General features: G+C 38.8%; 12 protein-coding genes. 2 read left to right on the forward strand and 10 right to left on the reverse strand.

Features of this window, described 5'->3' with window-relative positions; genetic code table 11:
* The first annotated feature begins 212 nt into the window (after positions 1 to 212).
* Complete coding sequence (locus tag ACNKXV_RS04280) at positions 213 to 2,639, forward strand: ATP-binding response regulator (RefSeq protein WP_417906463.1); 2,427 nt, start codon at positions 213 to 215, stop codon at positions 2,637 to 2,639.
* On the opposite strand, the gene ACNKXV_RS04285 is transcribed toward ACNKXV_RS04280, so the two are convergent.
* The 10 genes from ACNKXV_RS04285 to ACNKXV_RS04330 form a co-directional block, all read right to left on the reverse strand.
* Entirely contained in the window at positions 2,629 to 3,981 is a 1,353-nt protein-coding gene (locus ACNKXV_RS04285; protein WP_417906464.1) for a sigma-54-dependent transcriptional regulator, read from the reverse strand. The genes ACNKXV_RS04280 and ACNKXV_RS04285 overlap by 11 nt on opposite strands.
* Positions 3,982 to 4,236: 255 nt before the next feature.
* Positions 4,237 to 4,575: a hypothetical protein gene (locus ACNKXV_RS04290; RefSeq protein ID WP_417906465.1), complete on the reverse strand. Its 339-nt coding sequence runs from the start codon at positions 4,573 to 4,575 to the stop codon at positions 4,237 to 4,239.
* Positions 4,576 to 5,016: 441 nt separating this feature from the next.
* Complete coding sequence (gene arfB, locus ACNKXV_RS04295) at positions 5,017 to 5,418, reverse strand: alternative ribosome rescue aminoacyl-tRNA hydrolase ArfB (protein ID WP_417906466.1); 402 nt, start codon at positions 5,416 to 5,418, stop codon at positions 5,017 to 5,019.
* A gap of 2 nt (positions 5,419 to 5,420) precedes the next feature.
* A complete protein-coding gene (locus tag ACNKXV_RS04300) occupies positions 5,421 to 6,959 on the reverse strand; it encodes a DUF4301 family protein (RefSeq protein ID WP_417906467.1) in 1,539 nt (512 codons plus the stop codon).
* Positions 6,956 to 7,528, reverse strand: a complete 573-nt coding sequence (locus ACNKXV_RS04305) for an AAA family ATPase (RefSeq protein WP_417906468.1) — start codon at positions 7,526 to 7,528, stop codon at positions 6,956 to 6,958. The genes ACNKXV_RS04300 and ACNKXV_RS04305 overlap by 4 nt, the downstream gene beginning before the upstream one ends.
* Positions 7,489 to 8,136: a nicotinamide riboside transporter PnuC gene (gene pnuC, locus ACNKXV_RS04310; protein ID WP_417906469.1), complete on the reverse strand. Its 648-nt coding sequence runs from the start codon at positions 8,134 to 8,136 to the stop codon at positions 7,489 to 7,491. The genes ACNKXV_RS04305 and pnuC overlap by 40 nt, the downstream gene beginning before the upstream one ends.
* The gene (locus ACNKXV_RS04315; RefSeq protein WP_417906470.1) at positions 8,120 to 8,380 is read right to left on the reverse strand and encodes a thiamine-binding protein; all 261 of its coding nucleotides are present in this window, start codon (positions 8,378 to 8,380) and stop codon (positions 8,120 to 8,122) included. The genes pnuC and ACNKXV_RS04315 overlap by 17 nt, the downstream gene beginning before the upstream one ends.
* A 614-nt stretch (positions 8,381 to 8,994) precedes the next feature.
* On the reverse strand, positions 8,995 to 9,381 hold the full coding sequence (locus ACNKXV_RS04320) for a VOC family protein (RefSeq protein ID WP_417906471.1): 387 nt from the start codon (positions 9,379 to 9,381) through the stop codon (positions 8,995 to 8,997).
* Positions 9,382 to 10,017: 636 nt separating this feature from the next.
* Positions 10,018 to 10,734 (reverse strand): phosphoglycerol geranylgeranyltransferase, encoded by a 717-nt coding sequence (locus ACNKXV_RS04325; RefSeq protein WP_417906472.1) that lies wholly within the window; start codon positions 10,732 to 10,734, stop codon positions 10,018 to 10,020.
* A gap of 5 nt (positions 10,735 to 10,739) precedes the next feature.
* Entirely contained in the window at positions 10,740 to 11,381 is a 642-nt protein-coding gene (locus tag ACNKXV_RS04330) for a 4'-phosphopantetheinyl transferase family protein (RefSeq protein ID WP_417906473.1), read from the reverse strand.
* A gap of 65 nt (positions 11,382 to 11,446) precedes the next feature.
* On the opposite strand from ACNKXV_RS04330, the gene ahcY reads away from it, so the two are divergent.
* The coding region (ahcY, locus tag ACNKXV_RS04335) for an adenosylhomocysteinase (RefSeq protein ID WP_417906474.1) at positions 11,447 to 12,754 on the forward strand (1,308 nt) is incomplete at its 3' end.

Genomic DNA, 12,754 nt, shown 5'->3' on the forward strand with positions numbered 1-12,754 from the left:
AAACTGCCACATGGCAATTACAGGAGTACATACACTTAATTTGTGCGCAATTCCCTTGGCAGCATTACCCGCCCAGGTTCATTGGGTATGATCTCAGCCTTTCCAGGCACCCCTTATGAGATAATGCCGCAAATGTAATACGGTTTTTTAGAATTGCAATGCATTTCAAAAGAATTGCTTTAAATTGGCTTAATTTTAGATAAACCTATACGATGCTTAATCATAAACGCTCCATTACCGTTAAGGTTGTCGCAGGGTACATAATTGTAGCTATACTAACAGGACTTGCCATCTGGTATATTTATAACCAGGTGATCGAGTATTCTGAAATTGCCCAGTCCAATACCGAGAATAACCAGCAACTTATCCTGGTTAGCGAAATCTCCACCAACCTTAATGAATCTGAAAATACCAGCCGACGACTCATCCAGACCGGGGATCAGGAAGAATTTAAAATATACCATTACCAGATTGCCAATATTAAAACCAAACTGAATAAGCTGGAGCATGCCCATAACGAGATCAATTTTCAGAAGAAAACAGATAGCATTATAAGTTTGCTGGACCAGAAAACCGAAAACTTAAAGGAACTTGTAGCTCTTCGGGATACCGACAGGAATACGAATTACTACCGGAAAGCCCTGAGCGAGTTGCGGAATATTGATGAATCCTTCAAGGATTACAACTATGAGAACAGGTTTAGAAATCTAAAGGGTTATCAAAAAGATGTTCTTATAAAATGGCTTGAATATTCCCGGGAGGACAATGCAGAAAAGATCACTACCCAGCGCCTTGACTCCCTGGTAAAATCTGTAAAACGCGTTTTAACCGATCTTGAATTTGCCAACAGAAGGTTTCAAAATGAAGTGATCCAGAAGGAAAATGCGCTGCTGAATAATGACATGATCCTGAACCAACAATTACAAAGTTTACTTAGTAACCTGGAACTTAAGGAGCGGGAAAATTCGGTGGAAAGAGCTGAAGTTTTTCAGGATATGCTTAACAAAACTTCCAATATCATCATTTTTGGAGGCTGTATTATTTTAATCATCATTCTGTTTTTTGTGATCAATATCATGAGAGATATTACACAGAGTCAGAAATTCCGAGCTCAGTTGGAGGAAGCCAAAGATTTTGCAGAATCTCTGCTGGCGAGCAGAGAACAATTTATGGCCGCAATCACCCATGACCTAAGAAGCCCATTAACCTCAGTAATCGGCTATACAGACCTTATTCAAAAAACCGACCTGAACGAGAAGCAAAAACATTATTTAACCCAGATAAAAAAGTCCTCTAAATTCATCTTAAGGCTGGTCAACGATCTGCTTGACCTGTCTAAACTTGAAGTAGGGAAAATGCTGATCGAGAATATTTCTTTTAACCCAAGCAAACTTGTAAAAGACACGGTTCCAAACGTCATCCCAGCCGAAAAGAATAAAGATGTAAAGATTATTATTGACGCAGGACCGGAGACAGATGTTCAAATAAAAAGTGATCCATTCAGGATCAAGCAAATTCTGGCAAACCTCATCTCCAATGCCTGGAAGTTTACTGAAAAAGGAAGTATAACCATCACCGCAAGTTTACTTGAAAGACCAAATTCTAACCCACTTTTGGAAATTAGGGTTAAGGATACCGGGATAGGAATTTCAAAAGAAATGCAGCAAAGCATTTTTGAAGAATTTTCTCAGGAAAACAGTAGTATCGAGAAGCAATTTGGAGGTACCGGGCTTGGGCTGGCCATTACTAAAAAACTCGCCCACCTGTTAAACGGGGATATAAAAGTTGAAAGCGAACAAGGCAAAGGCAGTGAGTTTATTTTAAGCATTCCGGTTATAAAAATATCTGAAACCAGAGAAGAAAGCTCCAAAACGTCCACTGAAATAAAACAGGAGGTAAATTATGAAACCGATGGCTTAAGTGCTCTTATTGTTGACGATGAACCCGGCCAGCTTTCTTTAACGGTAGAAATAGCAAAAGCTATGGGATTCAGTATCGAAACTGCAAATAATGGAAAAGAAGGTCTTGAAAAGCTTGAGAAGAAAGAATATGATCTGGTTTTAACAGATATACAGATGCCCATAATGGATGGGTTTCAACTAATCAAAAGCATCAGGAACAATGATGAGCTTATGCATATTCCTGTAATTGCTCTTTCCGGGAGAACAGATCTTCAAAAGAAAGTTTATATGGACGAAGGCTTTGACGACAAACTTCTTAAACCATATAAACCCGGGAAATTAAAACAGGTGATTGCTGAAGTTCTGGATCTTGATCATGAAAACGAAACTTTACCGGAGGCTTCCAATTTACAACGGAATGGGTATGACCTCAGCGAGATCTATGAATTTTCCGGGCAGGATAATGCAGCCATGACCACTATAATTCAGGCATTTTTAGAGGGCGCAGAAACCGGATTAAATGATTTAAAGCAGGCTTACCATGAGAATGATCTGGATAAAATGGGAAGTACTGCTCACAGAATTTTACCTATGGTCAAACAAATGAAAGCCTCTCATCTTATTCCTGTTCTTTCCCGTATGGAGGCAAGAGAAGCAGTAAGTGAAATGGAATTCAAAGAATTTGAAAAGGAGCTTCAGGATTTGATGTCCGGGCTTAAAGAGGATATTAAAGTTTAATCCCGTATTGCTTTAGTTTATTATAAAGCGTTTTTCTGTCGATAGACAGCATTCGGGCTGCTTTACTTTTATTACCACCTGTTTTTTCCAGAGCATCCAGAATTAATTGCTCCTCGTTCTTATTTTTGAAAAGGCCATAATCTTCATCTTTATTTCTGGTAGAAGAAGCGATCTCATGCGGTAAAACCTTTAAAGGAATCAACTCTTCCCTGGTAAGCAAGACCGCCCGTTTTACCATATTCTTCAATTCCCGAAGGTTCCCCGGCCAGTTATAATTTCTAAATGCATGTATGGCTTCATCTGTAAATCCAACTACATTCTTTTCAAGATCTTCATTGGCTTCATTTAAAAAATGATTGGCAAAGATCATTAGGTCTTCTTTTCTCTCTCTAAGAGCGGGTAATTTTATTGAAAATTCATTTAAACGATGGTAAAGGTCTTCCCGAAAGTCGCCTTCTTTCACCGCATTGGACAGATCTTCATTGGTGGCAGTTACCACCCGGATATCCACTTCAATTTCATTATTACTTCCAACAGGTTTCACTCTTCTTTCCTGCAAAGCTCGGAGCAATTGCACCTGAAGTTCATAGGAAAGATTTCCAATTTCATCCAGGAAAAGAGTACCGCCATTTGCGGCTTCAAAATGGCCGGTTTTATCATTGATCGCTCCGGTGAACGAACCTTTGATATGACCAAAAAATTCACTGGAGGCGATTTCCTTAGGAATGGCACCACAGTCTACCGCGATAAATGGAGCATTATGTCGCTTACTTTGTAAATGTATACTTTTCGCTATTTGTTCTTTCCCGGTACCACTTTCACCGGTGATTAGAACAGACATGTTGGTTGGAGCTACCAGCTCCACATAATCTGAAAGGCGCTGAGATGGCTCACTCACTCCCTTAACAAGATCCAGCTGCTCATTGATGGAACCCTTCTTCTTTTTGGCCGGTTGCTTTTTAACTTCTACCGGAGTAACCTGTTTGGTTTGAAGCGCATTTTTAATAGTCTGCAAAATAGATTCAGGCCTAAAAGGTTTGGAGACATAATCGAATGCACCTTCTTTCATAGCATTCACAGCCATGCTGATTTCAGCATAACTCGTCATGACAATTACCTGAGTGGAAGGATTATTTTCCTTTACATTTTTCAGGATCTCAAGCCCATCATTATCCGGCAGCCTTACATCCGTAAGGACCAACTCAAATTTATCTGATGATATTTGTTTAAAGGCCTCTGCAGCAGAATAAACAAGCACTACGGAATAATCCCTTTTTTCCAAAAAGGTTTTTAACATAGTACCAAACGCCACATCGTCTTCTACGACCAGAACTTTAGACATATATAATTTTTAAAAGCATGACAAAGGTAATAATCTTTAAATCATTAGGTTTTAATTGAAGCCAAAAAAAAGGAAGGCCAACTACTGACCTTCCTTCTACTAACAATCTAATATATCTAACAGAAATTTTTTCGTCTTAAAAAGACTCCTCGTTTCATTTGTCAAAAACATAAAGGGGAATTGACTTTACATCCATGCATTCTAATTTCTATTAAACATATTGGTTTAAGTAAACAGGGGTAAATTTAAAAATTACTAATCTTCATCGCCTACTTCATCCTTATCAAGCCAGTTTCCATCCTCATCGATGTAAACTTTCTCTGTTTCTCCTTCTACCTCTATGGATAGTTTATAGATTAAAGTTCCTTCATGTGATTTCACCCAGGCTTCCTGTGCTACAATTCCATTATAGTCGGTTAACAGAGCTTCTTTCACAATTTGCGGTAAAGCCATTACCTCTATCGATTCGAACGCTTCACTTTCATCTTCTATGGTATAAGCAATTTCTTCCACTTCACTTTCCTGAGCCTGTAAATTCTGAGTGCCAAAAAATACCGCACCCAAAGTCATAATTCCAATTGCAATCTTTTTCATGATCTTTTTAGTTTTAATTACTACTATTAAATACTAAATAATTATGCCATTCTGGATTAAATTCCATGAACCCTATAAAATCCTCAGAAAACTAAATAATTGATTGTATTTTTCACATTTTATTATGTAGAATATTAAGAATATATCACCATAACTGTGGAGGCATTTCTACATATTTCTAGAATTTAAAAACAAAAAAAGGCTCCGAGTGGAGCCTTTTCTTTCCGAAAATCTAAATTATAAAATGGAATAAGATTCCATTCCCAATACTAACCTACTTTAATTAAAGTAAAAACTATACCATTTCCCATTATTAGAGCTATGATCGGTCATAAGTATTGCTATCAGCCAATTTCCGGTTAAAAGGCCAAAAGATCAGGTTTGACAAAATGTGAGTAATTGGGTAAAAAAGTCAAAAAAGTTGAGGAAATTCTCCCCACTTTATTTCAAAGGGTTCTTACGGGAAGATTTTAATTCAGACTTTTTTTTCTTGGATTGTAGTCGTTTCAATTTCGATGCTTTGGTAGGTTTGGTCTTTTTCCTGGGTTTTACTTTTTTAAGCGCCTTTTTTATTTCCGCAAGAAAATCATCAGTAACCAGTTGTTTGTTAGCAAGCTGACTCCGGGAATCCTGACTGCTCATTTTAAGCACCCCTTCCTTATTGATCCTTCCCGTTAGTTTTCGAAGGATTCGTGCTTTTTCATTTTCAGATATGGCTTCTGAATTCTCCACATCAAAAGAAAGCTCCACCCGGGTTGCTGTTTTATTAGCGTGTTGCCCTCCGGGACCGGAGCTTTTTACTGCTTTATACTGAAGTTCTTTTAGTAAGATCGCTTCATCCATGCTTAACCGGCCTGATGAGAATCCTTCAGAAGATCTGACACGGTTTTTACAGGATTAAATGTTTGAACCGGCACTTCAACAAAAATGGTATTCCATTTGGCCATTCCGCCGTTCCAAAGTCCGGGTCGCTCAAGAGCTTTTAGCGGCTTTCCATCTTTAGTCTTATCGGCGATAAAACTCATGTCTTCATCTACATACTCATTAAGATCATATGCATTACCTGAGTGATCTTTTAGGCTACAAACAATGTCCACCGGATTAAAGTGAGTTGCCTCACGGGCGGTTTTGGCCTGCTCCGGATTATTATTATCGATTTGAGCTCCTTCTATGATCTGCAAAGAAATTTCTCCATCTTTATCTCTTACAAGGAAAGGACCGCCTCCGGGCTCTCCCTCATTTTTCACCATTCCGCAAACTCTGAGCGGTCGGTTTAATTTGCTTTTTAAATATTCTACTGAAGGCGCCTGAGAAGAACTGTTTCGAACAAATAATTCCTTTTCAAGAAAGTCCTGAATTTCTTTCAGTTTATCTTCAGAAACCTCTCCGGATTCGAGCATTTTTTGATATTCAAAAACACGGGATCTAACTTTTAATAGTTTTCCTCCCAGCATTTTTTTATAATCTGCTACCAGCGGGACCATATCTTCAGTCACCACATTATCTATATTCTTCACAAAAACGATCTCCTCATCAAGCTGATTCATATTTTCGATAAGAGCACCATGGCCCCCAGGTCTAAAGAAAAGGTCATTTTCTTCAGTTCTGAATGGCTCGAAATTATTATCAACCGCTATAGTGTCGGTTTTTGGATCCTGGTAGGAATATTCAATTTCAAATTTCACTCCGGTTCGCTCCTCCACCCGTTCTCTAATCTCTTTCCATTCACCTTTAAATTTCCCCTTATCCCCATCGGCTACTGTAAAATGCAATTTCACCGCACCATCTACTTCCAGATATTTTGCAGCCTCATATAAATGTTCCTCATAAGCGGTGGCAATATGGCTATCGTATTTATGAAATGGAACCAATCCTTTTGGCAAATTGCTCAGGTATAAACCATCTGATTCCAATATGGTTTTTACCAGAAGTTTGGATTGGGCATCATGACTTTGTTTATCATAATCTGAGTGCAGGGCATGGGTCTTTTTAACCGCCTGCTCATAAAAAGGAAGCTTTTCGATATTATTGAAAAATCTTTGCAGATCTGAATCACCGGCTTCATCCAGGTAATCTCTTAAACTCTGCTTTTCAGGATCAAATTCATCGGCAAAATTATGTAGCGCTTTAAACATTCTGGAAGCAGCCCCAGAAGCGGGAACAAATTTAAGTACACTATGGTTCTGCTTCTCTGCGTCATAATAAGCGATCAACTCTTTCTTTTCAGAATCCTCAATCTTACTTATCCCATTCCCAATAGTAGCAGCCTCGGTAATGTCAACTTTTAAGTTTCCTCTTTTAAAAATGGAAATTTGTTCTTCTACTTCTTTTGTTTTTATTCCTTTCTCGTTGATTTGCAGAATATCCTTCTCGCTAAAATTCACTTTTTTTTAGTTTTAATTAGTTGGTCTATTTTTTCCACAGCGATTTTTAATCGCGTTTCCCGGTCTCCTTTTAAAATAACAAATGGTTTTTGATGAGTTTCCAAAGTACTTAGAAACCTCTGAAACATCCTTTCACGATCTTCAGGTTTATCTCTAAGATCGTCCGGAGTCCAGGGGACATCAATATACGTTAAAAAATAAAGATGATATTTATGGTTTAACGCATGTTTAAGAAGTCGCGGATCGCAGTATCCCTCATAATAAGCTTCTGAATAAACTTTTAGTTCGAGCAAATTAGTATCACATATTAAAAGCTTATTGGCCTTTTCAGCAAGTTTGTTTTCTGCTTGCATTTGACCTTCAGCGATAGGGATAAGATCTGCCGGTTCACAGATACGCTTTTCTGAATCCCAGACTTCCTGTAAATATTCGCGCATATATTCCCTGACCAGGGGCTCCCCGTAATAACGCGAGAGATCTTCAGAAAGAGTGGTCTTCCCGGTAGATTCTGGTCCAAAAAGTACAATTTTCAGGCAGGACGAAGGTCGTTGCGCAAGTTTTTCTTCCATGCTTTATATCCGTAAACAGCTATTATAGTAAACACGAGGTATTGTAAACTGGTAAAAGTTAATCCTTTATAAAAATACAAGGGCACAGAAATGATATCTCCTATAATCCAGTAGATCCAGTTTTCCAGCTTACGCTTTGCCATTAACCACATCCCTACAAAGAATATCGCAGTGGTTGCAGTATCTACATAAGCGGTCCAGGTCTCATTCCAGTCACCTTCCCACTTATTAAAATACTCATATACCGCATACACAAATATTAAAGTCCCCAGAAATATAAAAATTGACTGTATTTGTTCTTTACGGGTTGTAGTGGTAATTGGAGTAAAATGGGTGGCATCCACTTTCCTCGTCCAGATATACCAGCCATAGATACTCATGGAAAAATAATAGGCGTTGATTATCATATCGCCTAGCAATTGCCATTGCCACAGGAGATATACAAAAATGAGCGTGCTTACAATCCCGGTTGGGTATACCAGAATATTATTTTGCTTGGAATACCAAACCGATAGAAACCCAAAGATTACCGCAATGATCTCCAGAACTATAAAAAGTGTAGGATATCCTGAATACTGATCAAAGAAAAAATCAAAAATCGGCTGCATAGTCGCTACGGTCAGATTTTACGATCTTTATATATATCAGTCCACGATCAATGGCTTCAAAAGCATTTTTCACTTCCCTGGTCAATAAGCCCATCACCTCATCGTAATTACCATACACCTGAGTACTCAACGGATTCTCCTTAACGGTCAGGCCTGATTCGCGCATTTTTTTAATAAAATTGATGATCGCCGGTTCGTAATCATCCTGAATTGGAGTGAGGGTTAACTCTACTGATATGTTCATTGATTTGTGTTTTCCAATCAAAGTTAGCCAAATCAGTTTGGAAAACAGGAATTAGATTTTGGATTTAGAGTTTGCTTTGTGCCTTAACTCCTCGCAATAACCAATTGAAGTCATTTCGAAGAACCGAAGTGACTGAGAAATCTGATTTGACAGCTGCCTTCGACTGCGCTCTGGCTGACATTGTCATTTCGAAGGAGCGAAGGGACTGAGAAATCTCCTATTACAATAATCGTATATAGATTCCCCCCTCTTGGTCGAAAGGACAAATTATATATACGTCATGCTGAACTTGTTTCAGCATCTTTGAAACCCTGAAATTAATTCAGGGTGATGGATTAATTAATAGCCGATAATAAAATCCAAAAAGGGGAGACTTCATTCAATTCTATTTTGAAAACTGCCTTCGACTGCGCTCAGGCTGACATTGAGATTTCGAAGAAGGGAAGTGAATTAGAAATCTCATATTACAATAATCGTTTAGAGATTTCTCCCTATGGTCGAAATGACCAATTATTTATACATCATGCTGAACTTGTTTCAGCATCTTTGAAACCCTAAAATTCAGGGTGATGGATTAAATAAAAGCAGTTAATAGATTGAATTCCTCAATTGAATCATTCCATTGAATGAATCCCAATAATATTATTTTCGGTATCCTTCGCCAGGCTTATAAATCCGTATTCCCCGATTGACATTTTTTCGCGAATAACTTCACCTCCGGCGTCTTTTATTCTACCCTGTTCAACACTACAGTCTTCACTAAAAAAATAAACAATGGTACTATTCCCTCCGGCCGGCATCCCCTCTACTTTCACCAGGGAACCACAGGCTCTTCCCGGTGAATCACTTTCTCCCGGAAAAGCATACATAATCATTTTATCATCACTGGGATCGCTAAGTTGAGTTAGCTCCGTTTTAAAAACTGTTTCGTAAAAAGTTTTGGCTCTGTTTATATCGTCTACGTAGATCTCAAACCACACGACAGGATTCTGAATTTTCATAATTGGCTGTTTTTGAATTAATTATACAAGTTAAACTTCTTAATTAAGATAAACACAAGGCAGCCAGTGTTTTATGAAAATATCTCAAGGGAAAATTATGGTTGGAAGAAAAGAGAGGCTACATTAAAATCTGTTTTAAAAGCCACCTTCCCCAGCGCTCAGTCTGACAATCGCTATTTTGAAGAAGCGAAGTGACTGAGAAATCTCATATTACAATAATCGTATAGAGATTTCTCCCTCCGGTCGAAATGACAAATTATATATACGTCATGCTGAACTTGATTCAGCATCTTTGAGACCCTGAAATTAATTCATGGTGACGGGTTAAGTAATAGCCGATAATCAAATCCAAAAAGGGGAGACTTCATTCAATTCTATTTTGAAACCTGCCTTCGACTGCGCTCAGGCGGACAATTGTCATTTTGAAGAAGCGAAGTGACTGAGAAATTTCAAGCTGACAATAGCAGGAAGAAGATTTCTCCCTCTGGTCGAAATGACAAATTATACATACGTCATGCTGAACTTGTTTCAGCATCTTTGAAACCCTGAATTTAATTACTCTTAAAAATGGGATTATTGAAAAATTCGGTATGTGCAGACCTCTTCGATTTTGAGAACCTGCGAGGTATTATTTAATTAATTCTGGAAAGAATCTTCCTCAAAAGCTGTTCCTACTACTACCAGACTGGCACCCGCTTCATAAGCTTTCTTCAGCTGCTTAGAACTTTTTATTCCGCCACCAACAATTAGCGGAATACTAATAGCTTTTTTTACTTCCCGGATTATTTCACAGGAAACCGAATGATTCGCTCCGCTACCTGCCTCGAGATAAATAAGACGTTTTCCGGAATATTGACCCGCCAGGGCAGTATTTACAATTTGCGAGATATTGGTTTGAGGCAATGGCCTGGTTTGACTTACCCTTTGCACAGAAGTTTCCTTTCCTCCATCGATCAAAATATACCCTGTGGGAATTACTTCCAGACTGGTATTTCTAATCTTTTCTACTGAGCGTACTTGTTGCTCTATTAAAAATTCAGGATTTCTGCCGGAGATCAGGCTTAAAAAAAGAAGAGCATCAGCTTTATCTGTGATCTGATGTTGATCCCCCGGGAATAAAATTACCGGTAAGCCGGTTTCTTTCTTCAGTTCAGCAACCACCTCATCGGTTCGGTTAGGGGCAACGCTACTTCCACCTACAAAAATATGGCTGGTGGTGTTGGGCAATTTCCGAAGAAATTCAGAGGTATTTCTTTCATCAAATTTATCGGGATCTATAAGTACCGCCAATAATTTGCGATTTTCCTGCATAGCCGCTTCGATCTCTCCCAAATACGTTTGAACCTGGATCACAGAGATTATGATTTAATTTTAGAAGGCATCGCGTAAACGCAGGTGAAATTTTCGAATTCCAGGAAATTGATATCATACCAGTTATCCAAACCGTTATACCTTACATGGGTAGTGGTTTTTGCCGTATCAAAATCGAAATCGGTCACATTGATGTGCTGTAAAAATCCAATTCCCGGTTGTGCGATTAGCTTATAAACAGATTCTTTAGCTCCCCAAACGATGGTTAGCTTTCTAATCAACGCTTCCTCGTTTGCCAGGGTATGGTACTCATCCAGCGGTGTGAACTTATTAGCAATTTTAAGGATTTTGTCTCTTTGCTTTTCAATATCTATCCCCACATCTTTATCACTTATTATAATTGCCGTAAAGTTGAAAGAATGCGTAATGGAGATATATTTATCATCTTTAAGATGAGGTTTCCCATGATCGTCATAATATAGATCGTGATCTGTATATCCCGCTTCAGCCAATAAATGCCTGATGCTCATAAACCCACGGCGATGGATCTCAGACTTCATCCCGTCTACCCTTTCCCTGCAATGAGCCGTTAGATCGATCCCTTCAGATAAACGTTCAAAGCTTTCTTCCACCTTCCAAATGAAGACTTTAGTACCCTGATCAACTGTTATTGTTTTATAAAGAGGCATAAAATTCCTAAGCTTTTCCTTATTTTTGCAGACACAAAAAATTGCTAATATTCAAATATAATAATATGTCAACTAAAACAGTACCGTATACCGCCTATAAAGTAAAAGATATTGCGCTTGCCGAATATGGGCGTCGTGAGATCGAGCTTGCAGAAGCTGAAATGCCAGGATTAATGGCACTTCGTGAAGAATATGGAGCATCTAAGCCACTTAAAGGAGCGAGAATTGCGGGTTGTTTGCATATGACCATCCAGACTGCTGTTCTTATCGAAACTCTTGTAGAGCTTGGAGCAGATGTAACCTGGAGTTCATGTAATATTTTCTCTACTCAGGATCATGCTGCCGCTGCAATCGCTGCTGCCGGGATCCCTGTTTATGCCTGGAAAGGAATGACCGAAGAGGAATTTAACTGGTGTATCGAACAAACTCTATTCTTTGGAGAAGAGCGTAAGCCACTAAATATGATCCTTGATGATGGAGGTGACCTTACCAATATGGTTCTTGATGAATATCCTGAACTTGCTGAAGGCATCAAAGGACTTTCTGAAGAAACCACTACCGGAGTACACAGATTGTATGAGCGAATGAAGAACGGAACGCTTCCTATGCCAGCGATCAACGTGAACGATTCGGTTACAAAATCTAAATTTGACAACAAATACGGATGTCGCGAGAGTGCAGTAGATGCGATTCGTCGTGCTACAGATGTAATGCTTGCCGGGAAACGTGTGGTTGTATGTGGATATGGAGATGTTGGGAAAGGAACAGCTCAGTCATTTAAAGGGGCAGGTTCTATTGTAACTGTAACCGAGATCGATCCTATTTGTGCCCTTCAGGCGGCTATGGACGGTTTTGAAGTAAAGAAACTTGAAACTGTACTTCCAAAAGCTGATATCGTTATCACCACTACCGGAAACAAAGATATCGTACGTGGAGAGCATTTCGAAGCAATGAAGGATAAGACCATCGTTTGTAATATTGGTCACTTTGACAATGAAATTGATGTTGCCTGGTTGAACAAGAATTACGGGAACAGCAAAGTTGAGATCAAGCCACAGGTTGATAAATATACCATCAACGGGAAGGACATCATTCTTTTAGCTGAAGGTCGTTTGGTTAACCTTGGTTGTGCTACAGGTCATCCAAGTTTTGTGATGAGTAACTCATTCACTAACCAGACTCTGGCACAATTGGAACTTTGGAATAATACAGATAAATATAAGAACGAAGTTTACATGCTACCTAAACATCTTGATGAAAAGGTTGCTAAACTTCACCTGGAAAGAATTGGTGTGGAGCTTACAGAGCTTAAACCAGACCAGGCTGAATATATTGGAGTAACTGTAGAAGGGCCATTCAAGCCGGAATATTAC

The organism is Christiangramia aquimixticola, assembly GCF_048285835.1.
Classification (GTDB): domain Bacteria; phylum Bacteroidota; class Bacteroidia; order Flavobacteriales; family Flavobacteriaceae; genus Christiangramia; species Christiangramia aquimixticola.